This is a genomic window from Ruegeria sp. BHSB064 (assembly GCF_059613205.1).
In genome coordinates this window covers 1-24482 of sequence record NZ_JBXWSB010000069.1, presented here as the reverse complement: position 1 = coordinate 24482, position 24482 = coordinate 1, and the positions used below count along the sequence as shown (strand labels likewise).

Annotated in this window: 25 protein-coding genes; 8 read left to right on the top strand and 17 right to left on the bottom strand. The window is 57.6% G+C overall.

Features of this window, described 5'->3' with window-relative positions; genetic code table 11:
• Positions 1 to 214: 214 nt before the first annotated feature.
• The 4 genes from AC2FNU_RS15775 to AC2FNU_RS15760 all read right to left on the bottom strand — a co-directional run bounded on the left by AC2FNU_RS15775 (position 215) and on the right by AC2FNU_RS15760 (position 3345).
• Positions 215 to 427, bottom strand: a complete 213-nt coding sequence (locus tag AC2FNU_RS15775; RefSeq protein WP_171091078.1) for a hypothetical protein — start codon at positions 425 to 427, stop codon at positions 215 to 217.
• A gap of 54 nt (positions 428 to 481) precedes the next feature.
• Positions 482 to 2263, bottom strand: a complete 1782-nt coding sequence (locus AC2FNU_RS15770; RefSeq protein WP_496790279.1) for an acyl-CoA dehydrogenase C-terminal domain-containing protein — start codon at positions 2261 to 2263, stop codon at positions 482 to 484.
• Positions 2264 to 2305: 42 nt separating this feature from the next.
• Positions 2306 to 2707, bottom strand: coding sequence for a MerR family transcriptional regulator (locus AC2FNU_RS15765; RefSeq protein WP_171091075.1), 402 nt, complete (start codon positions 2705 to 2707; stop codon positions 2306 to 2308).
• Positions 2708 to 2976: 269 nt separating this feature from the next.
• Positions 2977 to 3345, bottom strand: coding sequence for a MerR family transcriptional regulator (locus tag AC2FNU_RS15760; protein ID WP_496790278.1), 369 nt, complete (start codon positions 3343 to 3345; stop codon positions 2977 to 2979).
• 115 nt (positions 3346 to 3460) lie between these two features.
• Here AC2FNU_RS15760 and AC2FNU_RS15755 point away from each other — a divergent pair, with 115 nt between their 5' ends.
• From AC2FNU_RS15755 to AC2FNU_RS15745, 3 genes are read left to right on the top strand one after another with little or no spacing between them, the layout of a single operon-like run.
• Positions 3461 to 3880, top strand: a complete 420-nt coding sequence (locus AC2FNU_RS15755; RefSeq protein ID WP_496790277.1) for a PaaI family thioesterase — start codon at positions 3461 to 3463, stop codon at positions 3878 to 3880.
• 1 nt (position 3881) lies between these two features.
• Positions 3882 to 4400, top strand: a complete 519-nt coding sequence (locus tag AC2FNU_RS15750; protein WP_496790276.1) for a PaaI family thioesterase — start codon at positions 3882 to 3884, stop codon at positions 4398 to 4400.
• A gap of 2 nt (positions 4401 to 4402) precedes the next feature.
• Positions 4403 to 5719, top strand: a complete 1317-nt coding sequence (locus tag AC2FNU_RS15745) for an MATE family efflux transporter (protein ID WP_496790275.1) — start codon at positions 4403 to 4405, stop codon at positions 5717 to 5719.
• Here AC2FNU_RS15745 and arsC read toward each other — a convergent pair.
• Genes arsC through AC2FNU_RS15725 form a run of 4 tightly spaced genes read right to left on the bottom strand, consistent with a single transcriptional unit; the run spans position 5716 to position 7875 of the window.
• The gene (gene arsC / locus AC2FNU_RS15740) at positions 5716 to 6057 is read right to left on the bottom strand and encodes an arsenate reductase (glutaredoxin) (RefSeq protein WP_496790274.1); all 342 of its coding nucleotides are present in this window, start codon (positions 6055 to 6057) and stop codon (positions 5716 to 5718) included. The two genes, AC2FNU_RS15745 and arsC, sit on opposite strands and share 4 nt — an antisense overlap.
• Positions 6054 to 7112, bottom strand: coding sequence for a quinone-dependent dihydroorotate dehydrogenase (locus tag AC2FNU_RS15735; RefSeq protein ID WP_496790273.1), 1059 nt, complete (start codon positions 7110 to 7112; stop codon positions 6054 to 6056). The genes arsC and AC2FNU_RS15735 overlap by 4 nt, the downstream gene beginning before the upstream one ends.
• Positions 7109 to 7540: a DUF1330 domain-containing protein gene (locus AC2FNU_RS15730; protein ID WP_496790272.1), complete on the bottom strand. Its 432-nt coding sequence runs from the start codon at positions 7538 to 7540 to the stop codon at positions 7109 to 7111. The genes AC2FNU_RS15735 and AC2FNU_RS15730 overlap by 4 nt, the downstream gene beginning before the upstream one ends.
• Positions 7537 to 7875, bottom strand: a complete 339-nt coding sequence (locus AC2FNU_RS15725) for a DUF952 domain-containing protein (protein WP_496790271.1) — start codon at positions 7873 to 7875, stop codon at positions 7537 to 7539. Before AC2FNU_RS15725 ends, AC2FNU_RS15730 begins: the two co-directional genes overlap by 4 nt.
• A gap of 107 nt (positions 7876 to 7982) precedes the next feature.
• Here AC2FNU_RS15725 and AC2FNU_RS15720 point away from each other — a divergent pair, with 107 nt between their 5' ends.
• A complete protein-coding gene (locus tag AC2FNU_RS15720) occupies positions 7983 to 9566 on the top strand; it encodes a bifunctional metallophosphatase/5'-nucleotidase (protein ID WP_496790270.1) in 1584 nt (527 codons plus the stop codon).
• Positions 9567 to 9630: 64 nt separating this feature from the next.
• On the opposite strand, the gene AC2FNU_RS15715 is transcribed toward AC2FNU_RS15720, so the two are convergent.
• Positions 9631 to 11283 (bottom strand): tetratricopeptide repeat-containing sulfotransferase family protein, encoded by a 1653-nt coding sequence (locus tag AC2FNU_RS15715; protein WP_496790269.1) that lies wholly within the window; start codon positions 11281 to 11283, stop codon positions 9631 to 9633.
• Positions 11284 to 11337: 54 nt separating this feature from the next.
• Between AC2FNU_RS15715 and AC2FNU_RS15710 the strand changes: the two genes are divergently transcribed.
• Both AC2FNU_RS15710 and mnmH read left to right on the top strand, forming a co-directional pair.
• Entirely contained in the window at positions 11338 to 12003 is a 666-nt protein-coding gene (locus tag AC2FNU_RS15710) for an SOS response-associated peptidase (protein ID WP_496790280.1), read from the top strand.
• Between the two features lie 47 nt (positions 12004 to 12050).
• Entirely contained in the window at positions 12051 to 13103 is a 1053-nt protein-coding gene (gene mnmH / locus AC2FNU_RS15705) for a tRNA 2-selenouridine(34) synthase MnmH (protein ID WP_496790268.1), read from the top strand.
• Here mnmH and selD read toward each other — a convergent pair.
• The 7 genes from selD to AC2FNU_RS15670 are packed head-to-tail and all read right to left on the bottom strand — an operon-like array spanning position 13094 to position 21189.
• Positions 13094 to 15253, bottom strand: coding sequence for a selenide, water dikinase SelD (selD, locus tag AC2FNU_RS15700; RefSeq protein ID WP_496790267.1), 2160 nt, complete (start codon positions 15251 to 15253; stop codon positions 13094 to 13096). The genes mnmH and selD overlap by 10 nt on opposite strands.
• Positions 15254 to 15258: 5 nt before the next feature.
• Positions 15259 to 15645: a Na+/H+ antiporter subunit G gene (locus AC2FNU_RS15695; RefSeq protein WP_496790266.1), complete on the bottom strand. Its 387-nt coding sequence runs from the start codon at positions 15643 to 15645 to the stop codon at positions 15259 to 15261.
• A gap of 7 nt (positions 15646 to 15652) precedes the next feature.
• Entirely contained in the window at positions 15653 to 15925 is a 273-nt protein-coding gene (locus AC2FNU_RS15690; protein ID WP_496790265.1) for a K+/H+ antiporter subunit F, read from the bottom strand.
• A complete protein-coding gene (locus tag AC2FNU_RS15685) occupies positions 15922 to 16419 on the bottom strand; it encodes a Na+/H+ antiporter subunit E (RefSeq protein WP_496790264.1) in 498 nt (165 codons plus the stop codon). The genes AC2FNU_RS15690 and AC2FNU_RS15685 overlap by 4 nt, the downstream gene beginning before the upstream one ends.
• The gene (locus AC2FNU_RS15680; RefSeq protein WP_496790263.1) at positions 16419 to 17963 is read right to left on the bottom strand and encodes a monovalent cation/H+ antiporter subunit D; all 1545 of its coding nucleotides are present in this window, start codon (positions 17961 to 17963) and stop codon (positions 16419 to 16421) included. Before AC2FNU_RS15680 ends, AC2FNU_RS15685 begins: the two co-directional genes overlap by 1 nt.
• Positions 17960 to 18319, bottom strand: a complete 360-nt coding sequence (locus AC2FNU_RS15675; RefSeq protein WP_050603318.1) for a Na+/H+ antiporter subunit C — start codon at positions 18317 to 18319, stop codon at positions 17960 to 17962. Before AC2FNU_RS15675 ends, AC2FNU_RS15680 begins: the two co-directional genes overlap by 4 nt.
• Positions 18319 to 21189, bottom strand: coding sequence for a monovalent cation/H+ antiporter subunit A (locus AC2FNU_RS15670; protein WP_496790262.1), 2871 nt, complete (start codon positions 21187 to 21189; stop codon positions 18319 to 18321). Before AC2FNU_RS15670 ends, AC2FNU_RS15675 begins: the two co-directional genes overlap by 1 nt.
• Before the next feature lie 222 nt (positions 21190 to 21411).
• Here AC2FNU_RS15670 and AC2FNU_RS15665 point away from each other — a divergent pair, with 222 nt between their 5' ends.
• Both AC2FNU_RS15665 and AC2FNU_RS15660 read left to right on the top strand, forming a co-directional pair.
• A complete protein-coding gene (locus AC2FNU_RS15665; RefSeq protein WP_496790261.1) occupies positions 21412 to 21885 on the top strand; it encodes a rhodanese-like domain-containing protein in 474 nt (157 codons plus the stop codon).
• Positions 21882 to 22706: a CE1 family esterase gene (locus tag AC2FNU_RS15660; protein WP_496790260.1), complete on the top strand. Its 825-nt coding sequence runs from the start codon at positions 21882 to 21884 to the stop codon at positions 22704 to 22706. The genes AC2FNU_RS15665 and AC2FNU_RS15660 overlap by 4 nt, the downstream gene beginning before the upstream one ends.
• Here AC2FNU_RS15660 and mdoH read toward each other — a convergent pair.
• The coding region (mdoH, locus tag AC2FNU_RS15655; RefSeq protein ID WP_496790259.1) for a glucans biosynthesis glucosyltransferase MdoH at positions 22707 to 24482 on the bottom strand (1776 nt) is incomplete at its 5' end. It abuts the gene before it with no gap.

Sequence of the window (24482 nt, the reverse complement as noted above, 5' to 3'; positions counted from 1 at the left end):
CTCTCAGTAACCTTTAATCAACCATCTTTGAGTTCAATGGTCCCGCGGTACAGGCTGGAGAGCCGATGACCGCAAAAGGTGAAGTCGTCCCTGTCCTGATGGCGAGTGCGCCCTGTGGCAGGGACGCTTCGCCGCTTCATCTTTTCACAAATACTCCCGCCGGAGGCATCCGGCATTTAGACTGGCGTTGTCGTCGTCCTTTCGCCGCAGCGGCTCATCTTTTCCGCGCCTCAAGCTCGGAGTTGAAGATGCGCAGGCGGTGGGTCAAATTCTCCTCATCGATCACGCTGTTGAAATTCTCGAACAAAAAGGACAAAGCCTCACCTTCGTCCAGACCAGCCTCTCGCGCGAACGCTTTGAGCTTGCGATACCCGTCCTCAGTCATGGCAACAGGAAAGCGACGTGTCAGGCGAAAACGCTTTGGCATTTGGGTCCTCCGGTGGTCTGGGTTCAGGCAGTGTTGCCCGAACCCACACTGAGATCAGAAGTTCGCCGCGTCCAGTGCCATGACCGTGTCCGCGCCCGTCTGAATGCGCGCCAGGTGCATCCCGGTCGCGGGCAGGCGGCGTGCCATGTAGAAGCGGCCGGTGTTGATCTTGGTCTCGTAGAACTCTTTGTCCGATGCACCACCGTCCAGAGCATCTTGTGCGGCTTTCGCCATTTGCGCCCACATCAGGCCCAGGCAAACGTGACCGAACATGTGCATGAAGTCGTAAGAACCGGACAGTGCATTGTTCGGGTTCTTCATACCTTCCTGCATGAAGTACATGCCAGCCGCCTGCAGGTCCTTGGATGCAGCTTTCAGCGGTTCGATGAACGCCTTGTCATACGCTTCGTCCTTGCCACCGTTTTCCTTGCAGAAGGTTTTGACCATCTCAAAGAACGCCATGACGTGCTTGCCGCCGTCCTGCGCAAGTTTCCGGCCCACAAGATCCAGCGCCTGAACGCCGTTTGCGCCTTCGTAGATCATCGCGATACGGGCGTCGCGGGTATATTGCGACATGCCCCATTCCTCGATGTAGCCATGGCCGCCATAGACCTGCTGCGCCTGCACGGTCATGTCATAGCCCTGATCGGTCAGGAAACCCTTGATGACCGGGGTCAGCAGCGAGATCAGCCCATCGGCATCTTTGTCACCCGCGCGGTGCGCTTTGTCGAGCATCGTTGCGCCCCAGAGGATGAACGCGCGCGCGCCCTCGGTAAAGCTTTTCTGATCCATCAGGTTGCGGCGGATGTCAGGGTGTACGATCAACGGATCAGCAGGGCCGTCGGGGTTTTTCACACCGGTCACGTCGCGGCCTTGCAGGCGGTCCTTGGCGTATTCCAGAGCGTTTTGGAACGCAGCCTCGGCCTGTGCCAGACCCTGCATCCCCACACCAAGACGCGCTTCGTTCATCATGGTGAACATGGCGCGCATGCCTTTGTGCTCTTCGCCCAAAAGCCAACCGGTGGCCTCGTCATAATTCATGACGCAGGTCGAGTTGCCATGGATGCCCATTTTCTCTTCGATCTTGCCGACCGAGACGCCGTTACGCTCACCCGGCGTGCCGTCTTCGTTGACGATGAACTTCGGCACGATGAACAGCGACACGCCTTTGATACCCTCAGGGCCGCCCGGAATCTTGGCCAGCACCAGATGGATGATGTTGTCAGCCATGTCGTGATCGCCGGACGAGATAAAAATCTTCTGCCCCGAAATCTTGTAGCTGCCATCGCCCTGCGGTTCCGCCTTGGTGCGCATCAGGCCCAGATCGGTGCCGCAATGCGGCTCGGTCAGGTTCATGGTCCCGGTCCATTCACAGCTGACCATGTTCGGCAGGTACTTGTTCTTCTGCTCGTCAGTCCCGTGCGCGAGGATCGCAGAGGCCGCTCCATGCGTCAGACCCTGGTACATGGTAAATGCCTGGTTGGAGCCTGAGAACATCTCGCCCACGGCGGTGCCCAGTACATAGGGCATGTTCTGGCCGCCATACTCTTCCGGCATGTCGAGGCCAGTCCAGCCACCTTCTTTCATCTGCTCAAAGGCGTCTTTGAAACCGGTAGGAGTGTACACAATACCGTTTTCCAACCGACACCCTTCGGTGTCACCCACGACATTCAGCGGGTGCAAGACGTTGGTGGCAACCTTGCCAGCCTCTTCCAGAACCGCGCCGGTAAACTCGGCTTCCAGTTCGCTGTAGCCGGGAATATCCGACTGAGAGATTTTCAGAACGTCGTGCAGGATGAACTGCGTGTCTTTGGTTGGCGCGTTGTAAACGGGCATGTGAAGCTCCCTTAATTCATATGTCCGGATGGCGGGGCGAGGTTACTCGGCCGCCTTCTTTTCCTGTTTCATCGAGGCGATGACTTTCTCGCCCCAGCGCAACTGCTCTTTCAGATCGTCGATGGCTTGTGTCAGCTCGCGGCGGCGTTCTTCCATATCCGCCAGACGTTCCAACGCGATTTCATAGGTGCGGGTCATCTGAGTGACCTGCTGGTCGCCCACATGGTACAGATCCAGAAGTTGGCGGATCTCTTCCAGGCTGAAGCCAAAGCGTTTGCCGCGCAGGATCAGTTTCAGCCGTGCCCGGTCACGTTTGGTGAACAGACGTTTCTGGCCTTCGCGGATCGGGAACAGAAGTTCCTTGGCCTCGTAGAACCGCAAAGTGCGTGGCGTGACATCATAGGTCTCGCACATCTCGCGGATTGTCATCACATCTTCGGTCATTCGTCATACTCTCGTCACTGGCGTCATGAGACATGAGTTGCGCAGTTGCTTCGAGCTTTACAACACGTGAGTGACGTTTACGTAATTCAGACGCTGCGTCACTTTAAAGTTGACGTAACATCCAAACGCGTAAACACCGTTTCGCGTAATTTTCTTTCCCTTAGGTCAGGAAGAAGCCGCAGCTTTTGCATGTGCAAAGGCTTTGCGCACACGCATAAGGTGTGTCACGAGATGAGTTTGCGGGAAAGGAATCCGAAGAGACGAAAGACCTATTTCAAGGACTTTGCTGTTTGGTCGCGCAGCCGCTTCAGTTCGTCCATGGCTTCGTCAAGTTGCTGGCGCTGTTGCTCAAGCTCGCTCATTTGGCGGTCCGCCATTTCAACGAAAGTAGCCATTTGCGCCTCGTTGCCCTGATCCTCATAGATCAAAAGCCATTGGCGAATCTCTTCCAGCGGGAATCCAAACTTGCGGCCACGCATGATCAACTTCATCCGGGCGCATTCCCGCGCGCCGTAAAACCGGGACCGACCTTCACGGTCCGGTTGCAGCAGCTCGATGTATTCGTAATAGCGCAGGGTGCGCGGTGTTACATCGAACTCGGCGCACATCTCTTTGAATGACAAACGGTTGTTGGACATTCCTGATCTCCTTGCCAGCAACCTAGGCGGTCCCGATCCCAAGCGCAACAGGTGGGCTTGCCCTTTGCCGAAACAGCGGCTCATAAAGGAAGGGACGAGAACAGGACAGATGCCAATGGTCGACAAGACAGTATTAGCCCGCCAATTTATCGAGGCGATCCCTCATGCGCGGGCCCTGAACCTGACGCTGACCCATATTGGCGAAGGCGAAGCAGAGATCACGCTGCCATACAACGAAGATCTGATCGGTGATCCGCGCACCGGAGTGATCCATGGCGGGGCAATCTCGACCATTTTGGATACGTGCTGCGGTGCCGCGGTGATGAGCCACCCATCGGCACCCGGGGGAACTGCGACCATTGACCTGCGGATCGACTATATGCGTGCGGCGACACCGGGTCAGACAATTACGGCACGCGCGACCTGCTATCACATCACGCGGAACGTGGCATTTGTGCGGGCGACAGCCATGGACAATGACAAAGACCTGCCCGTGGCAACTGCGGCTGGATCATTTACGGTTGAGGGGAAATAACATGGCAAGACCGCGTCCTGAACCCATGCAGGTGGTCAAACAACGGCGCGACGCGGCATTGCGCGCGTTGGTTGATGGCGTACCTTATATCCGCTTTCTCGATATCAGCTTCGACCGGCGTGGAGATGAACTGACGGGCGTGCTGAATTTCGACGACAAACTGATCGGCAATCCGTTTTTGCCTGCGATTCACGGCGGCGTCACTGCGGCTTTTCTCGAAGTAACAGCTGTCATCACTCTCAGCTGGGAACACATGTTCCCGCGCATCGAGAGTGGTGAGATCGACGGTGAGGCCATTATGGCCGACCCGGACATACGCTTTCCCAAGACAATCGACTTTACCGTCGACTATCTGCGCTCGGGCCTGCCGCGCGACGCTTATGCGCGGGCCTTTATCAGCCGGTCGGGGCGGCGTTATGCTTCGGTCCGGGTCGAAGCCTGGCAGGACAATCATGCGAAACTGTTTGCGCAGGCATCAGGGCATTTCCTGATGCCTCAACCCCCCAGAGATAAGAGCTGACCATGCAGGACGCGTCGGCGCCCATCACGCATAGGCGGGTGCTGAAGATCGCAGTCCCGATTGTGCTATCGAACGCGACCGTGCCCATTCTTGGCGCGGTTGATACGGGCGTTGTGGGGCAAATGGGGCAGGCTGCACCCATCGGTGCCGTGGGGATGGGCGCGGTTATTTTGGCCTCGATCTATTGGATTTTCGGTTTTCTGCGCATGGGCACGACTGGCCTGGCTGCGCAGGCGCGCGGGGCAGGGGACGTCGCTGAAACACGGGCTTTGCTGATTCGTGGACTTCTGCTGGGTGCCACGGCGGGCGTGTTCTTTGTCCTCGCTCAGGCGGCAGTCTTTGCCGGGGCATTTGCCCTGTCGCCTGCCAGCCCCGAAGTTGAGGCACTGACGCGCGCCTATCTTGAGATTCGCATCTGGGGTGCTCCGGCAACCATTGCATTGTACGCCGTGACCGGATGGCTGATCGCGGTTGAACGCACACGTGGCGTTTTCATTCTGCAGATCTGGATGAACGGGCTGAACATCATTCTGGACCTGTGGTTTGTTCTGGGGCTGGGATGGGGCGTGGAAGGTGTCGCTGTGGCCACCCTGATCGCCGAGTGGACCGGTTTGGCGCTGGGTCTGTGGCTGTGCCGGGACGGATTCGAAGGCAAAATCTGGCGTGACCGGGCCCGGATCTTCGATGCCGCACGCCTGCGCCGAATGATGCAGGTCAACGGTGACATCATGATCCGTTCCGTCCTTTTGACGGGCTCATTCACTACTTTCCTGTTCGTGGGTGCGGATCTTGGCGACGTGACACTGGCTGCCAATCAGGTTTTGTTGCAATTCCTTGAGATCACAGCCTTCGCCCTGGACGGGTTCGCCTTTTCGGCCGAGGCTTTGGTCGGTGGCGCAGTTGGTGCGCGGGATCGACACCAGCTGCGACGCGCCAGTATCATGGCGTCGCAATGGGGGCTTGGTGGAGCCATATTACTGGGGGCTGTGTTTTTCCTGGCAGGACCGGCCCTGATTGACCTTATGTCAACCTCGCCCGAAGTGCGTCTGGCCAGCCGTGACTACCTGTTCTGGGCGGCGTTAGCGCCAGTTATCGGTGTGGCGAGTTGGATGTTTGATGGCATCTACATTGGTGCCACCTGGACCCGCGCCATGCGCAACGCAATGATTCAGTCGGTAGCGATCTATGTGGTTGCGCTGTTTATTTTGGTGCCAAGCTTTGGCAATCACGGCCTGTGGGCCGCGCTGATGGTTCTGAACATCGCGCGGGGTGTGACGATGGGATGGCGCTATCCCAAGCTGGAAGCCCAAGTGGCTTAAAGCAGTTTCAGCAGATTCTCAGGTGGACGCCCGATAGCGGCTTTGTCCCCGACAATGGCAAGGGGGCGTTCGATCAGGATCGGGTTGTCCGCCATGGCGCGGATCAGCTCGTCATCCGATGCGGTCTTTGTCAGCCCCAATTCCTTGAACCGTTTTTCGCCGGTGCGCACCATATCAATCACAGGCAATCCCAGAGCGACATGTGCCGCCCGTAGTTCGTCTGCTGAGGGCGCGTTTTCAAGGTATTTTCGCAATGTGATCTGCGCGCCCTTTTCTTCCAACAGCGCCAGTCCGGCGCGGGATTTCGAACAGCGGGGGTTGTGCCAGTATTCGATCACAGCCAGTCCTCTCGTTTACTGCCAACGGCTTGGGCAACGCTCTCAAAACCGTCGCGGGCCAGGAGTTGATCCAAACCATGCGCGATGTCAGCGGCAAGTGAGATCCCACCGTAAACCATGGCGGTATAGAATTGCACGGCAGACGCTCCGGCGCAGATCTTGGCATAAGCTTGCTCGGCATTACTGATGCCGCCGACGCCGATCAGCGGGATGTCACCACCGGTCAACTGGCTCAGCTTTGCCAGTACGCGGGTGGATTTCTCGAACAGGGGCGCGCCAGACAATCCTCCGGCTTCCCCTTTATGCGCGCTACGCAACCCATCGCGCGACAGGGTGGTGTTGGTGGCTATCACCGCATCCACGCGGGTTTCGCGTGCAACTTCGGCAATGTCCTGCAATTCCGGCTCGGTCAGATCCGGCGCAATTTTCAGGAAAATCGGAAGCGGGCGGGGCAGCGCGTCCCGAGTCTCGATCACACCGTTCAACAACGCAGTCAGCGCAGCCTTCCCCTGCAAATCACGCAGTTTTTCCGTATTGGGCGACGATACGTTTACGGTGGCGAAATCCAGATGTGCGGCGCAATGGGCAAGAACTTTCGCAAAATCACCCGCGCGGTCTTCGCTGTCTTTATTGGCCCCAAGGTTCAGACCGATCACAGCATCTTTGGGGCGCTCTGCCAGTCGCTTGGCCATCACCTCCATGCCTTCGTTGTTGAAACCAAAGCGGTTGATGGCTGCCTTGTCCTCGGTCAGACGAAACAGGCGCGGTTTGGGGTTTCCAGGTTGCGGTCGAGGTGTGACGGCACCCACCTCGATAAAGCCGAACCCAGCGCGCGACAGAGGAGCGAGAACCTCACCATTCTTGTCGAATCCAGCGGCCAGACCGACCGGATTGGGCAGATCCAGCCCTGCCAGTTTGGTTTTCAGGCGCGGTGTCGTTACTGGTCCCGGCGCAGGTGTCAGTCCGGATTTCAACGCTTTGATCGACATGCCATGGGCCGCTTCGGGATCCATGCGATGCAACGCGCTCAGCCCCAATTTTTCAATCAGTTTCATCCGAAGGCCTTTCCGCTTTCCCCGGATCCGCACCGGATCAGGCGCGAGGTTTCAACGGCGGCCTGACGATGGATCACCGCAGTCCGGTACACAGGGTCAGTTACCATTTCAAGGAACGCGTGTGCGGTTGGATAGCGGGCGATAAAGACGGCATCCCAGACCTCATCAGCCGGTCCGATGAGGGTTGTTTCAAACACCCCACGCCACAAAATGCTTGCCCCGATACGCGCAATAATCGGCGCGGTTTCAGACCCGTATTTCTGATAGGCTTGTGCCCCGGTCAGCCCCGCGCCTGCCAATTCATGTGACGGGGGATATTGTGCTGCAGAACGGAACTTCACCAGATTGAGCATCTCGATTGGCTGGTCGCGGTCCAGCGCTTTGAAGGCTTCGAACTGATCCCGTTCGGGGTCGATAAAGGATGTCATTCCATATCCTCGGGGAACTGGTGCGCAGCGCCGTCAAATGGCAGAGGGCGCGACCAGACAACGTCGCCAAGCCGGATTTGACGATAGAGATGCGGGAACAAGGCACCGCCCCGCGACACTTCCCATTTCAGATCATCGCCCATGGCGTCGGCATCACAGGCCAGTAATGTCAGATCATCCACACCGGCGAAGTGTTTCGCCGCCGTCTCAGCAGCTTGTTCAGCCGTTGAAAAATGAACAAAGCCATCGGTGACGTCGATTGGCGCGCCATCTGTCGCGCCTTTGTCTTGCAAGGCGGCCCATTCATCGGCCCGGAAAATTTTGTAAATCAGCATACCGATCTGATGCCCCGCGCGGCGGTTGGAATCAAGCCGGATTTCCTCTTTGACTCTCGGTCGCCATAAGCGCACGATCCCTAAAAATATAAACAGGGAGATTCAGTATGTTGACCCGATTCCTGGCGTCTGCTGCAATTCTTGGCCTCACTGCCGGTATGGCGGTGGCCGAATACAAGCTAACTATTCTGCACACCAACGATATTCATAGTCGCATCGAGTCGATCAACAAGTATGACTCGACCTGTGACGCCGAAGATGAAGCGGAAGGAAAGTGTTTCGGCGGCGTTGCACGCCTCAAGACCATGGTGGATTCCCGCCGCGATGCGCTGGCGGATCAGAATGTTCTGCTGTTGGACGCGGGCGATCCGTTTCAGGGATCGCTGTTCTACACCACCTACAAGGGCGCAGCGGAAGCCGAATTCATGGAAGCAATCGGCTATGACGTCATGGCCGTGGGCAACCACGAATTTGATGATGGCCCCGAGGGATTGGCGTCGTTCATTGAAACGGTCAGCTTTCCTGTCATCTCAGGCAATCTTGACCTGTCATCGTCGGCCGAGTTGAACGGCAAGGTTGAAAACCATGTTGTGCTGGATATCGGCGGCCAGAAAGTCGGTATCATCTCGGCGCTGGCCACGGATACGGTTGAAACGTCCAGCCCCGGCAAAGACGTTGTATTTCAGGACGAGATCGAAAGTCTGAAGGCCGATGTGGCGGCTTTGCAGGATGAAGGTGTCAATATCATCATCGCCTTGAACCATGTGGGTCTGGCCAAGGATCTTGAGATTGCAGCGCAGGTACCGGGTCTTGATCTTGTGGTCGGTGGCCACTCGCACACGTTGTTGTCGAACACCCAGGAGGGCGCGGCCGGGTCTTATCCGATGATGGTTGGCGATGTGCCGGTTGTACAAGCTTATGCGTATTCAAAATTCCTGGGCGAGATCACCCTGACCTTTGATGACGACGGCAATCTGATTGCGGCCGAGGGCGAACCCATTCTGCTGGACGCATCGGTCACGCCTGACGCGGACATCGCCGCCCGCGTGGCTGAAATGGGCGCGCCGATTGAAGAGATGAAGCAGCGCGTTGTTGCAAGCTCAGGCGCAGCGATACAAGGCGACAGGTCGGTCTGTCGCGTGCAGGAATGTGAAATGGGCAACCTTGTGGCCGACGCGATGCTGGCCCGTGTCGCTGATCAGGGGGCGCAGATCGCAATTGCCAACTCGGGCGGCTTGCGCGCGTCTATCGACGAGGGCGAAGTGACCATGGGCGAAGTGTTGACGGTGCTGCCGTTCCAGAACACGCTGTCCACATTTGAGATCACCGGGCAGACTGTCATTGATGCGCTGGAAAATGGCGTCAGTCAGGTAGAAGAGGTAAAGGGGCGCTTTCCGCAGGTCGCGGGCCTCAGCTTCACCTGGGATCCAAGCGTTGCCCCGAACGAAGGCCGTATCAGCGAAGTGATGGTGGCCGAGGGTGACGGGTTTGTTCCGATTGATCCGAACAAGACTTACCTTGTTGTGACCAATAACTACGTTCGCAATGGTGGTGACGGGTATTCGATGTTCGAAGGCGACGACAAGAATGCGTACGATTTCGGCCCGGATCTTGCGGATGTCACCGCTGAATACCTGGCCGAGAATGCGCCGTATCAACCTTACCTGGATGGGCGCATCAAGCAGAAGTAATCCCGCTCTCTAAAAACAAAAAAGCCGCATCTCAGTGATGCGGCTTTTTTTGTTTCACCTCCGTTCAGCTTAAATCGTATTCCGGCCAAAGCTCTGGGTCAAAGCCGTCCAGCATCGGTTTGATATGATCGGCTACTTCGCGCCAGCCCCCGATAGACTTGGTCGAGATCTTTTTGCGCACCTGATCGATACTGGCCGTCCGGACCTTGTTGGTGTTTTTTTCGGGATGGACCATGGCTTCGTTCCATTCGACCCCGCAGAATTCGGCCACTTTCTGGCTGTATGTCAGCGGATCGGCAACCAGTTCTTCGTAAGACACAGTCAGAACCTGGCCTGGGAACACCTTGTCCCAGTGTTCCAAGTAGCGACGATAAAGGTTGGCTGAATGCGCAATGGCCTTAAGGTTTGACGCATAGTTCATACCGCCAGCCGGAAACCGTCGGATCCATTTCGACAACCCGACATCGCGTGGGTCACGCAACATGTTGATGATCTTGGCATTGGGAAAGGCCGCCAAAATGTAGCCCACGCGCTGAAAGTTGTGCGGTAGCTTGTCAACAAAACCGACAGCTTCTTCCGGGAGCGCTGGCATTTTTTCCCTATAAGAAAGCGCGACAACTTTCGCGGCCTCGGCATCGAGTACCTTGTCATACTTCTGGAATCTGCCAGTCAGCTCCGGGATCAGCAACAGCTCACCACATCCCGCTAAATCAGGGGCTGCGCTCAGCATCATTTCCATCAGGGTCGTGCCGGATCGTGGCTGGCCAATGACAAAGATTGGCAAAGGTGTTTCAGTTGGCACCCCATCGAATGGCAGCATGCCTTCTGGGAACTTGCTAATAATTTTGCGAAGTTTTTCTTCTTCAGCGTCAAAATCATATGGCAGTGTTTCATGTTGCAGTTCATTTGCCGTCGCAAATTGCGGCAAGGCAGCGGCCAGGCCTTCTGCCTTTTCGATCAGATGGGCTTTGGCAAATTCAAGCTCTTGTAGCTGTTCATCGGTTTCCGCCATGGCGGCCTCGACCACAGATAACAAGTGCGGCGCGTTTTCTTCTGACGTCATTGTCGCCATTTGCAGCAATGCATTCAGGTGATGCGGTTGAGCCTCCAGAATATCTTCCAAAATAGTTTGCGAACTTTGTTTGTCGCCAGCCTGATGCAGACTGACCGACTTTTGGAAAGCAATGGTCAGGTTCTCGGGGGCCAGACTATATGCGAGGTCGATGTCACGTGAGCTCTCTTCTACAAATCCGATTTCCTGGTAAGCGCGCGCGCGCCTTGAAAGCAGCTCAGGGCTGTATGGGTCGGAAGAAAGCTTGTCAGTCGTATACTCAATGATCGAGCGCCAGTTTCTGCCCTCGCGCTGGATCTCATCAATGACCCGCATAAGCTCGCGGTTGTTGGGGAACTGTTCAATCTTCTTTTCGGCATAGGCCAGAGCGCGTGAAATTTGCTCGGTTTGCATCAATGCGTTTGCCAGGTTTTCGGCAAACTGCGGATCATCCGGTTTCATCCGCGAGGCTTCAAGAAAATGCGGAATGGATCTCTTGTACTGCTTCATCTCGGTCAGAACAAAACCGGCGATGGCATGATAATCGGAATCTTTGGGGAATTTCTTGACACCCAGCTGGGCCTTTTTCAAAGCCTGCGGCAGCTTACCAGCATCCAGAAGGGATAGTGCTTTGCTCTTGAGGGATTGAGTCGTTTGGTTTTTCATGTGACCCGTAAGATCCTGTGCCTGTATCAAGAATATATCGATGGTTCATTACTCATGTGCGGACGGTTTGCAATAACTCTTCCCAATGACGCCATGGCACAGCTGTTTGCTGCACGCCCGGCAAACGCGCTGCCGGCCGTTCCAAACTTTAACGTTTGTCCGACAAATCAGGTACATGTGGTGCGCAGCAGCGAAACAGGTCGTCAGCTGGATGCGCTGCGTTGGGGATTTTTGCCACATTGGTACAAGTCTGAGACGGCCGGGCCGCTGTTGATCAATGCGCGGTCCGAGACTTTGGCTGAAAAACCTGCCTTTCGCGACGCCTGCCGGTCGCGCCGTTGTTTGATCGTGGCCACGGGGTTCTACGAATGGACCAAGACCGAACAGGGAACGCGTCTGCCATGGTACATTCATCGCAAGGATGGAGCTCCGATTGCCTTTGCAGGCGTCTGGCAGGATTGGGGGCCACAGGAAAGCCGACAAGGCACCTGCGCAATCGTGACAACAGGCGCAAACGAGACTCTTAAGGCGATCCATCACCGGATGCCTTTGATCGTTGAACCCGACGATTGGGCCTTGTGGCTGGGAGAAGCCGGAAAGGGGGCGGCCCTTCTGATGCAACCGGGGGCTGAGGACTTGCTGACCTTCTATCGTGTGGACCCGGCTGTGAACTCGAACCGGGCCAGCGGACCAGAGTTGATAGAACCATTCGACGCATAAGGGCGCGTGGTCTTTCCTTTGGGATCGCGGCAAGCTAGACCTCTGGTATGGCATTGAAATTCCTTGATCTGACCCGGCTTTACGCGCATAGCTACGACACGGTGATAGATGTGCGCAGCCCGGCGGAGTTTGCCGAAGATCATCTGCCGGGCGCGATAAATCTGCCGGTTCTGAACAACGAAGAACGTGCGCGCGTTGGAACCATCTATGTGCAGGAAAGCCCCTTTCTTGCGCGCAAACTGGGCGCAGCGCTTGTGTTTCGCAACGCAGCCAATCACATCGAACGGCATCTCAGCCATCACGAAGGCGGGTGGCGTCCCTTGGTCTATTGCTGGCGGGGCGGGCAGCGATCGGGATCGTTCACCTGGATGCTGCAACAAATCGGCTGGCGCGCGGAAGTTGTCGAAGGCGGCTATCGGAGCTATCGCCGATTGGTGAATGCCTACCTGTACGACGACCCTCTGCCACATCGATTGATTGCTTTGGATGGCTACACCGGTACGGCCAAAACCGATCTGTTGGCCCTGTTGGACAAACGTGGTGTTCAGGTTCTGGACCTCGAAGCACTTGCCAATCACCGGGGGTCTTTGCTGGGGGAAAAGCCAGGCGGACAACCTTGTCAAAAAGCGTTTGAATCGGCTTTGTCTGCCGCGCTGTGCAGGATGGATCCTGCGCGCCCGGTTGTGGTCGAAGCGGAATCGTCGAAGATCGGCAGTTTGATCCTGCCGCCCAGCCTGTGGACGGCGTTATGTGCCGCGCCTCGGGTCCACATTGCTGCACCGATAGAAGCGCGCGCTTCCTATTTGGTTCGGGCCTATGACGACATCCTGTCCGACAGCGACCGTTTGCAGGATCGGCTTTCCCCGCTGCGTTTTCATCGTGGGCACGAGGTTGTTGACGGGTGGATGAACCTTATCGATGCGGGGGAAAAAACGGCGCTGACGCAGGCGCTGATGGAACAGCATTACGATCCGGCCTACACCAAATCACGACGATCCCGGTCTGTTGAGGTTTTGGCCAGTCTCGACATTGCATCCTTGGACGAAGACGGCCTTGCAACTGCTGCGGCCCAAATCGAGAATTTGCTGGATCAGCTTTGAAGGCGCAGGCCCGGTGTGTCTGTCAATTCGCCAATGATCGCAGCAGGATACCCGGCAGCCTTGAGATCCTTGATCAGGGCATCTGCCTCAGAAGGGTCGACCGCGGCCAGCAAACCACCGGCTGTCTGTGGATCAAATAACAAAGCGGCTTTGCCCTCCACAGGCAATTCCAAGGCAATTGTCCGGTTATCCGCAAAAATCGTTGATCGCACACCCTGTTCCGACAACTCCAGCGCACCACCCATCACCTCAACCGCGTCCAGATCAAGCCCTGCACCGCAGCCTGAGGCGTCGCAGATACCTTGCAGATGTCCGGCCAAACCAAACCCGGTCACATCCGTCATAGCATGGGCGTTGCCCAGAATACGGGACGCACTTCCTTGTGGCTGGATCATCTGCTGATAAGCCGCCGCGACCCAGGCTCCGTCGGCCAGACCAGCCATTTCAGCAGCCATCAGAACCCCGCTGCCCAAGGGCTTGGTCAGGATCAGACAATCCTCCGGGTGTCCGCCCGCCAGCGTGACAGGCGGAGATTCACACAAGCCGGTTATCGTAAAGCCGATGGTCATCTCGTCGCCCATGGAACTGTGCCCACCCACAATCTCGGCCCCGGCCTCTCTCATGACATCGCTTGCAACGGTCATGATTTCGGACATGATGCGGCTTTGCAGGGCGGCAGACATACGAGGCAGGATGATTGTCGCAGTGGCGGCCTGAGGCGTGGCTCCCATGGCCCAGATATCGCCCAAGGCGTGAACAGCAGCGATCCGTGCCATAAGGGCGGGATCATTGGTGAAAGCCCGCAGGTGATCTGAGGTTATGACCTGCTGAACCCCCCCTGTTTGCAACAAAGCTGCGTCATCTCCGGGCAGAGGGATAATGTCTGCGCGAGCAGGCGCAGGTTGCGACTTAAGTGCGGTTTGCAACGCATCGCGCCCGACCTTGGCCCCGCATCCACCGCACATGGGTTTTTCCCCAAGCGCCTCATCCAGCCCAAAGGCCCGGTCGCGCGGTAGTGCAGGAAGCTTCATCTGCGGCAGGTCTCGAAACCTGTTCATGAAGGTTTGATCGATATGGTTCTTCCATGTCCACATCATCGGGCCGCTGAAGGATGCCCCCAAACGCTCGCCCAAAGCGGATTTGCCGCCCAACGAAATCAGTTTGAGGTAATCCTTCTGCGGGACATATTTGCGCATTCGTCCCGCCCCCAGTGCGGAGCGCAGATTGTTGAAAAGTACGGGCGCTTCGCGCACCGCGTAAACGCCAGCCTTGGGTCTTGGGTTGTCTGAGAGATGAGCACAGTCTCCGGCCGCAAATATCACAGGATCGCTGGACTGGAGATAGCCGTTCACCCGGATGTACCCGCCCTGCAGATCCAGCCCGGTTTGTGCGATCCAGTCATAAGGGCGCGCCCCGGCGGCTCCGGTCACGAAATCGGCGGGGATTGCGCGGCCGTCCTGCAACTCGACGTGATCCGCAGCGATCTGGGTGATCAATGCGTTTTCGATGACATCCACACCCAGATCCTGCATGGCGCGGCGGATCGTGGCCGCCGCCTTGGGTTTGGTGGCCGTCAGGATCGCGGCATTGTCGATCAGTGTGATCTGCGCTTTTCGCCCTTTGGCCTTGAGAGCATATGCCATGGCCATGACCAATTCGGCCCCGGCAACGCCCCCGCCGATCACGGCCACTGACGCAGGGCCATCATGCTTCAAATATTCAGCCCACCGTGCCGCAAACCGGCCCAGAGGTTTGGCAGGAACGGCATGTTCGGCAAAGCCCGGCAGCGCGGGCATGTCCGACGTGATCCCGACATTGACCGAAGCCACGTCGAACCCGACGGGGGGGTATCCGGGAACATGTACCTGATGCGCTTCGGTATCGATCCCCTCAACCGCACCCAGAATGACACGAGCGCCTGCAAAGCGCGCGAGCTTCACCAGGTCAATGTCCAATTCCCGGCGGTCATAATGTCCGGCGACAAATCCGGGTAGCATCCCGGAATATGGCGCGGTTGGGCCGGGGTTGATCACTGTGACCCGTGCCCCGGGCAGGGGGCTCATCCCCCATTTCCGCAGTAACAACGCGTGGGTGTGACCTCCGCCAACAAGAACCAGATCGCGGGTTAAAGGCAGCGGAGGTGAGTGCATTGGGTTTAATTCGCGCTATGGTCCGGGACGTCTTCGACCTGCTCGACCGCGTGGGTGGCCCAAAGCTCATCCTCACCCGCATCCGGCAAATCGCTGGGCTTTTCATGACGGTGAATGTGCCATTTGGCAATGAACAGGGCCGTGATCGGTGCTGTCAGGAACAAAAACAGAGTGATCAGAAGCTCATGTAAGGACAGTTTGCCTTCCAGCAGAACAGAATGCGTGATCGAGGCCAGAAGCACACCGCCCACGCCCAATGTCGTCGCCTTGGTCGGCGCGTGCAGGCGGGACATGGGGTCTTTAAGCTTGATCATGCCAAAGGAGCCGACAAAACCGAAGATACCCGACATGATCAGGAAGAAGGCGATCAGAATTTCCACGAGTAGTGTCATACCGCCCTCACTCGATAATGTTGCCGCGCAGCATGAAGCGCGCGTAAGCCACGGTTGAGACGAAGCCGAGCATGGCGATGATCATGGCGGCTTCGAAAAAGATCTCGGTGCCTTGATCCAGACCATACAGGATCATCAGGGCGATGGTGTTGATCACCATGGTATCCAGCGCAAGAACGCGGGTGCCAACGCCGTCGGCGGTGATGATCCGCCACAGACACATCATGATGGCTGCTCCGAAACAGGCAAAGGCAAACAAGATGGCATAATCCAAAATCATTCGAAAATCTCCTTCAGCCTGCGCTCATAACGCTGCTTGATCTGGTCTCGCACCTCTTCGGGGTTGGGGGCGTCAAGGCAATGGACCAAAAGGTTATGCCCTTGCGCTGACAGATCGCAACTGACGGTGCCCGGGGTCATGGTGATGGTGCCGGCCAGCACAGTGATCGCCTCGGGGGTGCGCAGTTCCAGCGGGACACAGATCCAATTGGGTTGACGGTCAGCATCGCGCTTGAACAGGATGATCCGGGCAACGGTGATGTTTGCAATCACGATGTCCCAAAGCACGACCAGCATGTACTCTGCCACCATCGGCCAGTTTCTCAGCTTGGGACGATCCGGCCAATAGGGCTGTGTGATGAAAGGAATAATGATTCCCAAAATCAGACCAAACACCAATGAGTTCAACGACCCGTTATTGGCCAGCAGAACCCAGACGAATGTCAGCAGAAAAGTCAGATGAGGGTGCGGAAAAATCCGGTGGAGCAGTTTCATCATTCTTCCCTTCCCAATACGGCAGAGATGTAGTTTTCGGGCGCAAAGAGCTGAGCCGCGGTCTTGCTTGTGTATTCAAGGGCCGGGCCTGCAAACAGGGTCAGCAAGATCAGCCCGGCGACCAGTCCAAACACGGCCGTAATCGCAAGGCCGAGTTGCGGTTCTGGGGCAACCGGCGCCGGAACCTCTTCGCCTTCGACAGGCTCTTCGATAGCAACGACCTGCGTGTCGTGGCTTTTCCAGAAGATCAACGTACCCGCGCGCGCCAGCCCAACGATGGTGACAAAAGATCCGATCAGAATAACGGCCCAGACCGCTGTTGCATCCGATGCATCACGGGACGCGTCCAGAACCAGCAGTTTGCCGATGAAGCCCGAAAGCGGTGGCATCCCTGCCATTGCGATGGCTCCGACAAAGAACAGGGCCGAGATCAGACCGCTTTGGGGCATCGGCGCTGTAGGTGTAATGGCACCACCGCGACGCTCCATCACCATATCAGCCACCAGGAATAACAGCGCAGTCGCAAGCGTCGAATGGAACACATAATAGAGCGCAGCGGCCGTCGCATCCGGTGTGAATTGCGAGATCGCGATCAGCAGGGTCCCCATCGAAGCGATGGCACAAAACGCCACCATGCGGGCTATGTGCTGTGATCCCAATATGCCGACGGCCCCAACGGCCAAGGTCAAAAGCGCGGCAGGTTGCAGCCAATCGCCGACCAATCCCTGGGTCGCTTCAACCTCTGGTCCAAAGGCAAGTGTGTACATCCGAATGATCGAGTAAGCACCAACCTTGGTCATGATGGCAAAAAGGGCGGCAACCGGAAGGGGGGCGTTGGCATAGCTGGCCGGAAGCCAGAAATGCAGGGGTAACACGGCGGCTTTGATACAGAAAACCAACAGCAAAAGCACAGCGCCGACCCGTAGCAAAGCCGTGTCCTCAGCCGGAAGTTCCGCCACACGCAGCGCAATATCGGCCATATTCAGCGTACCGGTGACGCCATAAATCGTTCCCAGAGCAAACAGGAACAGGGTCGAGCCCAAAAGATTGTAGGCCACATATTGCACGCCCGATTTCAAACGAACCGAGCCGCCGCCATGGGTCATCAGGCCGTAGGAGGCGATCAACAGAACCTCAAAGAAAACGAACAGGTTGAAGGCGTCACCCGTCAGGAAGGCTCCGCAGACGCCCATAAGCTGAAAATGGAACAGGGCGTGGAAGTGTTTACCGCGCTCGTCCCAGCCCGAGGCGATGGCGTAAAGCACGATGGGCAAGGCCAGCAAAGCGGTCAGCAAGACCATCATGGCCGACAGTCGGTCCAGCACCATGACGATGCCGAAGGGTGCCGGCCAGTTGCCAAGCTCGTAGACCAGAATCTCACCACCCGACGCCTGAGCGGTGATCGTCAGGGCAATGCCCAGCAGGGCAATGACCCCGGCGACCGAGAAGATGCGCTGCAGGTCCAGATGGTATCGCAGGACCATGATGATGAACGGGGCCAGGATCGCGGGAAGGACGATCGGCGCAACGATCCAGTGGTTCATGCGTCTTCTCCCGGCGCGTCCACGCTGTCCTGCGGGCTCATGTCGATATGGTCATCCTTTGAAGACAAGTAAGCCGAAAGCGCGATCATCACGATCACAGCCGTCATCCCGAACGAGATCACGATGGCCGTCAGCACCAGCGCCTGTGGCAGCGGGTCCGTATAGGGCACCTCTTCGTATTTGTTCAGAACGGCAGGCGCGTTCAGGGCCAGACGTCCCGTGGCGAACAGGAACACGTTCACCGCATAGGTGATGAGTGACAGGCCCAGAATGACCGGGAATGTCCGGCGACGCAGGATCAGGAAAATCCCGGCTGCGGTCATAATGCCTACGGCAGAGGCTACGAGCGCTTCCATCAGGCCTGCTCCTTCTCTTTGTCTTCGTCTTGAGGGGCGTCCCGCAGCGGGTTGATATCCATCGGGAATTCCTGTGCCATGCCCGGACGCCAGGCAAAGCGCGACAGGCTGTCCAGCGCCAGCATGACGGCCCCAAGTACGGCGAGGAAGACGCCAACATCAAACAGCATGGCCGTGGCCCATTCGAACTCTTCCAGCGGTGGCCAGTTGATGTAGCCGAAGTCACTGGTCAGGAAGGGGCGTTCGTTGAACCAGGCCCCCAGGCCGGTCGCCGCAGCGATCAGCACACCCCAGCCGATGGTGCCGTGATAATAGAACCTTTGCCGTTCGATGGCCCAAGTGTAGCCGCTGGCCATGTACTGCATCAGGAACGCAATCGCGACCACAAGGCCAGCGATGAAACCGCCTCCGGGCTGGTTGTGACCTCGGAAAAAGATGTAGGCGCCGACCATCAAAGCAATCGGCATCATCACACGGGTCGCAACCACCATCATCAGCGGATGCGAATCCCCCGATTGTGGCCAGTGCGGTTTCCGGTTCAGCAGGTAGCCGCGCACATTGGTGCCCAGAACCGCTTCGGTCAGGGCAAAGATGATCAGTGCGGCAATGCCCAGAACGATGATTTCGCCAAAGGTATCAAAGCCCCGGAAGTCGACCAGAATAACGTTCACGACGTTCGTGCCACCGCCGCCTTTGTACGAGTTCGCCAGATGGAAGTCCGAGATTGTCGGGAACGCAAAGTCGCGCAGCATGATCGCGTAGATCAGCGCTCCGGTCCCGATACCAGCGACAACAGAAATCGCCGCATCCCGCCACCGACGTGCGGCTGAACTGTCCCAAGGTGTTTCCGTGGGCAGGAAGTTCAGCGACAGAAGCAGCAGGATCATTGTCACCACTTCGACCGAGATTTGGGTCAGAGCCAGGTCCGGTGCAGACAGATAGTTGAAGGCGACCGATACGATCAGACCCACAACGCCGATCAGAACAAGAGACAGCAGACGATTGCGGTGGAACCACATGATGCCCAGCGTCGCGCCAACCAGACAAATCCATCCGATGATCGGGATGATCTGCGCAGGCAGCGGAACACGTGTTTCAACGCCAATCGTACCTGTCGAATAGGCGTAGTAGCCCAGACCGACTGTAAAGGCGACGAAGATGATCGCGTAGCGGCTGAGAACACCGTTGTGCAGTTCATCCGTGATCCATTGGCTCAGGCGGGTGAAGGCGTTGATGATCGCTTCGAAAATGACCTTGGCCTCGGGGCGGGGCAGGGCGTTCCAGATCTGCTCACCACGTTTGTGCATCGACAGCAGGAACAGACCGCCCAGCGTCGCGACAATCGACATGTACAGTGCGGGCACAAAGCCGTGCCACAGCTTCAGCGAGTAGTAGGGCAGCTTTTCTCCGCCGATCACGGCGCTGGACACCACGGCGACCAAGGGGCCGACGATGGCTGCCGAATAGAGGCCGATCAGAATGACCAGCACGACGAGGAAGGCTGGTGCAATCCACAGACCGACAGGTGGATCATGCGGATGAGCAGGGTAGTCGTCGCGCTGCGGGCCGAGGAAAACGTGGCTCACGAAACGGAAGGAATAGGCTGCAGAAAACAGAGATGCCAACAAGGCCAGACCCGGCACCAGATAGGGCGAGTTCAACCAAGTTGTGCGCACGGTCTCTTCCAGCATCATCTCTTTTGACAGGAAGCCGTTCAGCGGCGGCAGGCCAGCCATCGACAGCGCTGCAATTGTGCCGATTGTGAAGGTGATCGGCATCAGGTGGCGCAAACCGCCCAATCGCTTGATGTCACGCGTGCCTGTCTCGTGATCGACGATCCCGGCGGTCATGAACAAAGCTGCTTTGAAGGTGGCATGGTTGATGATGTGGAACACGGCGGCTACGGCTGCGAACTTTGTGCCAAAGCCCAGCAGCATGGTGATCAGGCCCAGATGCGAGACGGTTGAAAACGCAAGCAGGGCTTTCAGGTCATCCTTGAACAAAGCGATCACCGCGCCCAGCAACATCGTCACCAGACCGGTGGTGGCGACGATATAGAACCACGCATCCGTCCCGGCCAGAACTGGCCACATCCGCGCCATCAGGAACAGGCCGGCTTTTACCATGGTTGCCGAGTGCAGATAGGCCGAAACTGGGGTCGGGGCCGCCATCGCGTGCGGCAACCAGAAATGGAACGGAAACTGCGCCGATTTGGTAAAAGCGCCAAGCAGGATCAGGATCAGCGCGGGCAGGTAGTAGGGCGAAGCCTGGATCAGCTCTTTGTTCTGCAGAATGACGCTCAGGTCATATGAGCCAACGATATTGCCCAGGATCAGCATTCCGGCGATCATCGCCAGTCCGCCACCACCTGTGACGGCCAGCGCCATCCGCGCGCCCTGACGGCCTTCGGGCAGGTGTTTCCAATAACCGATCAGCAGGAAGGAACTGAGTGACGTAAGCTCCCAGAAAATCAGCAATAGCAGGATGTTGTCGGACAGTACGATCCCGACCATCGCGCCCTGAAACAACAGCAGATAGGTGTAGAACTGCCCCATCGGATCTTCACGCGAGAGGTAGAACCGCGCGTAGAGAATAATCAGCAGACCGATGCCAAGGATCAGCAGGGCAAACAGAAACCCAAGCCCGTCCAGCATGAAGTTCGCGTTCAAACCAAGCCCGGGGATCCAATCGAACCGGGCAGTTACGACCTCTCCGCGCATGACCGAAGGGATGTGGATCAAAAGCCCCATCAGGGCCAGAAAAGTAGTCAACGCAGCTGAGGATGCAGCTGCGTTTCGACCTGCACGGATCAGCAGAGCAGGAAATACAGCACCAAGGAAAGGAAGGGCCGCGATTAGGAATAGGGACAAGTGCGATACTCCGGTCTGAGCGGTCAGGGTGAAGCCAATTTTGTAAGGATATTTTCTTGACTGTCCAGATATTGTAACTTGTTCACAAAGTTCTACTGAAATACTCAACTATTCAGTCGCCCTGCGAAAAAATGACGCGATCTTGATCCTTCTCGGGGGAGACAAGGCATCCGTTTTCGTCCATCTGTGCTAAATCAACGGGCAGCGAACAGGAGACAACCGTTGGCCGAACAAGTGAACCGAACTCGCAGATGGGTGCTGATCGGCGGCTGTGTTGCCGTCGCTGCCGGATTTGCGATCCTGGAATATCGCTTGATCCCCGAAGATCATGGCGGAGGCCGGATCAGCGTCGCAACGGCGCATGAACAAGCCCGCGAAGGACGCATCCTGCTTGTCGACATTCGGACGCCGCGGGAATGGCGCGCTTCGGGCATTGGTGAGGGTGCAACCCCGCTTGATATGCGACGCGAAGATTTCATCATGGCGCTGTCGCAACTGACTGACGGTGACAAGACGGCGCCCGTCGCACTGATTTGTGCGCGGGGTGTACGTTCGGCACGATTGAGCAACCAGCTTATTGCCGCCGGGTTTACCCAAATCATGGACGTGCCCGAGGGTATGTTAGGCTCAGCTGCCGGGCCGGGTTGGGTTCGGGCCGGACTGCCGGTTCGCAAATTTAATGAGGACGCAGGATGATCCGAACACTCAGTCTAACGGCGTTTGTTGCCGCTGCCGGGCAGATCGCATGGGCCGGGTGCGCCGGGCAGGATGCAGTTTGCGAAACGCCTATGGGCACCTATCACCTCGAATTGCCTGATGCGGACAATCCTCCGATGGTCCTGTTCCTGCACGGCTACGGCGGCAGCGGATCGGGCACGATGCGCAATCGTTCGATGGTCGAACCTTTGCTGGAACGTGGTTATGCGGTTATGGCGCCTGAGGGTCTGGAGCGCCCAAACCGGGGCGGCACTAAAAGCTGGAATTTTTATCCCGGTTTTGGCGAACGGGACGAAACCGCCTTTCTGACTGAGGTTGTGCAAGATGCCGCCGACCGGTTCGGCGTCGATCCTGACCGGGTTCTGCTGGGTGGATTTTCGGCAGGGGGCTTCATGGTCAACTATCTGGCCTGTGAGGCACCTGATACGTTTTCTGCCTACGTTCCCGTCTCGGGCGGGTTCTGGCGTCCGCATCCCGAGGCTTGCGAAGGCCCGATCCGTATGTTCCACACCCATGGCTGGACGGACAATGTGGTGCCGTTAGAAGGTCGCTTGCTGGGTGGCGGGCGCTACCAGCAGGGCGACATTTCCGCGGGGCTTGAAATCTGGCGTGAAGCCAATGGTTGCGTCGATCACAAACCAAGCAGTTTCACTGTGACGGATGACTTTATGCGCCGTCGCTGGACCGGCTGCGCAGAAGGCAGCGCGTTGGAGTTTGCTCTGTTCCCCGGGGGGCATAATGTACCTGCCGGTTGGGCAGACATGATTGTCGATTGGTACGAGGGGTTACCCGGCAGTTGATTATTCCGCCGGGGTCATGCTGCCTTTCCCTTCGACCAGCCGCTTGAGCTCATCGCGATAGCGGCGGGCCGAGCGCGTGATCGCAGGCTCGCTGAAATCCTCACGCATCCCGACCATCCTGCGTGCAGCGCCCGCTGACACACCGCTGAGGGCCGATAACGGGATTGCAAGTGCCAAGCTGATGGCAATCGGGGCCAGCCAGATCGAAACCAGACCGGACAGGATGCCTACGCTCAGCGCGATGCCACTGATCGTTTCCAGCGCATGACACAGTACCAGAGTGCCCAACCCGTAGCTGCCGCCATCACGGGCTTGCGGAGACCAGCCGCGTTGGATTCCAAAGGCCGTGCGGAAGACTGCGATCATCTGCTGTACCATCAGGATCGGAGCATAGAGGATCGACAGCAGAACCTCGGCCAGGAACGACGTCAGAAACTTGCGTGCTCCGCCAAAGTCGGAATAGCGCACGCCGCTCAGCGGCAGGGCCAGAACACCCAGCACCTTGGGGGCCAGCAACATGGCATACATGACCAGAATGATCAGCACGTGCCGGGTTTCCGACATTTCGGGCCATTGCGGGAACAGAGGATTGTCAGGGCTGAAGTAATGCAGGACAGATGCGTCCTGACCCTGACCAATCAGCGCCCACATCAAGAGCAGGGCGAACCATAGCGGTGACATCAGGTATCCAACCGCACCGTGGAACATGTGAAAACGCGATACGGCACGGAACCCGGTCGAACCTAGCAGTTTCAGGTGTTGCAGATTGCCCTGACACCAGCGGCGATCCCGCATGGCATGATCGATGAGGGTGGGTGGTGTTTCTTCGTATGATCCGCGAATACGCGGCAGAAAGCGCACTGCCCAACCGGCGCGGCGCAGCAATCCGGCCTCGACAAAATCATGGCTCATGATCAGCTTGTCCTGACCGCTGAATGAGCGCAACTTGGGCAGTCCAGCGCTGGTGGCAAAAGCCTTGGTGCGGATGATGGCGTTGTGGCCCCAATAGTTGCCCTCTTGCCCGCACCAGCGCGCCAGACCTTCGGCAAAGGCGATACCGTAAACACCATTTGCGAATTGCTGCATCCGGGCAAAGACCGACTGCGCGCCTATGAGTTGCGGATAGCTTTGGATCAGACCCGCGCTGGGATCCCGCGCGAGCGCATCGGTCAATCGATAGATCGCGCGCCCGGTCATCAGGCTGTCGGCATCCAGCACCAGCATGGCATCCCAGTCAGCGCCCCAGCGGCTGACCCAGTCGGCGATATTGCCCACCTTGCGATCGGTGTTTTGATCGCGGCGGCGATAATACAGCTCCAGCCCGGGTGCCAATGTGGTGCGCAGGGCCTCGACACTGGCCTGTTCCTGCGCCGCTATCTCGGGGTCCCGTGTATCGGAAAGGATGAACATGGCATAATGGTGCTGTCCGCCACGGGCCTGCAAATCTTCGAGCATGGTGCGGGCGTTGCCCAGCACGTTCCAGGGAACCTCGTTGTAAACCGGGGTCAGCAACGCGACGCGCAGCGGCTGCGCGCTGTGGCTTTTCTGTGGGCGATCCTGCCGAGACAGGGACACCATACCCAAAAGAACCGTGCAGACCGTAAACGAGATCCAGAAGAAATTGAACGAGATCAGCGCCAACAGGATGGCTTCGATCAGGTTGATCCCTTCGGCGCTGAACCAATCGCTCATCACCCAGAGCAGGCCCAGCGTTGCCGCCATTGCCGGGGAAAACGCAAGTGCGCGCCAGAACCCGGCCGATGAGCCTTGCTTGCC

Excerpts from the sequence above, each read along its gene's own strand:
- AC2FNU_RS15745 (WP_496790275.1), top strand. The coding sequence starts at position 4,403 with ATGCAGGACGCGTCGGCGCCCATCACGCATAGGCGGGTGCTGAAGATC.
- AC2FNU_RS15660 (WP_496790260.1), top strand. The coding sequence starts at position 21,882 with ATGATCCGAACACTCAGTCTAACGGCGTTTGTTGCCGCTGCCGGGCAG.
- AC2FNU_RS15760 (WP_496790278.1), bottom strand. The coding sequence starts at position 3,345 with ATGTCCAACAACCGTTTGTCATTCAAAGAGATGTGCGCCGAGTTCGAT.
- AC2FNU_RS15685 (WP_496790264.1), bottom strand. The coding sequence starts at position 16,419 with ATGAAACTGCTCCACCGGATTTTTCCGCACCCTCATCTGACTTTTCTG.
- AC2FNU_RS15695 (WP_496790266.1), bottom strand. The coding sequence starts at position 15,645 with ATGACACTACTCGTGGAAATTCTGATCGCCTTCTTCCTGATCATGTCG.
- selD (WP_496790267.1), bottom strand. The coding sequence starts at position 15,253 with ATGCACTCACCTCCGCTGCCTTTAACCCGCGATCTGGTTCTTGTTGGC.
- AC2FNU_RS15735 (WP_496790273.1), bottom strand. The coding sequence starts at position 7,112 with ATGAAACTGATTGAAAAATTGGGGCTGAGCGCGTTGCATCGCATGGAT.
- AC2FNU_RS15725 (WP_496790271.1), bottom strand. The coding sequence starts at position 7,875 with ATGCTGATTTACAAAATTTTCCGGGCCGATGAATGGGCCGCCTTGCAA.
- AC2FNU_RS15770 (WP_496790279.1), bottom strand. The coding sequence starts at position 2,263 with ATGCCCGTTTACAACGCGCCAACCAAAGACACGCAGTTCATCCTGCAC.
- AC2FNU_RS15690 (WP_496790265.1), bottom strand. The coding sequence starts at position 15,925 with ATGATTTTGGATTATGCCATCTTGTTTGCCTTTGCCTGTTTCGGAGCA.
- mnmH (WP_496790268.1), top strand. The coding sequence starts at position 12,051 with ATGGCATTGAAATTCCTTGATCTGACCCGGCTTTACGCGCATAGCTAC.
- AC2FNU_RS15775 (WP_171091078.1), bottom strand. The coding sequence starts at position 427 with ATGCCAAAGCGTTTTCGCCTGACACGTCGCTTTCCTGTTGCCATGACT.
- AC2FNU_RS15730 (WP_496790272.1), bottom strand. The coding sequence starts at position 7,540 with ATGACATCCTTTATCGACCCCGAACGGGATCAGTTCGAAGCCTTCAAA.
- AC2FNU_RS15710 (WP_496790280.1), top strand. The coding sequence starts at position 11,338 with ATGTGCGGACGGTTTGCAATAACTCTTCCCAATGACGCCATGGCACAG.
- AC2FNU_RS15750 (WP_496790276.1), top strand. The coding sequence starts at position 3,882 with ATGGCAAGACCGCGTCCTGAACCCATGCAGGTGGTCAAACAACGGCGC.
- AC2FNU_RS15765 (WP_171091075.1), bottom strand. The coding sequence starts at position 2,707 with ATGACCGAAGATGTGATGACAATCCGCGAGATGTGCGAGACCTATGAT.
- AC2FNU_RS15755 (WP_496790277.1), top strand. The coding sequence starts at position 3,461 with ATGGTCGACAAGACAGTATTAGCCCGCCAATTTATCGAGGCGATCCCT.
- AC2FNU_RS15675 (WP_050603318.1), bottom strand. The coding sequence starts at position 18,319 with ATGGAAGCGCTCGTAGCCTCTGCCGTAGGCATTATGACCGCAGCCGGG.
- AC2FNU_RS15680 (WP_496790263.1), bottom strand. The coding sequence starts at position 17,963 with ATGAACCACTGGATCGTTGCGCCGATCGTCCTTCCCGCGATCCTGGCC.
- AC2FNU_RS15720 (WP_496790270.1), top strand. The coding sequence starts at position 7,983 with ATGTTGACCCGATTCCTGGCGTCTGCTGCAATTCTTGGCCTCACTGCC.
- AC2FNU_RS15715 (WP_496790269.1), bottom strand. The coding sequence starts at position 11,283 with ATGAAAAACCAAACGACTCAATCCCTCAAGAGCAAAGCACTATCCCTT.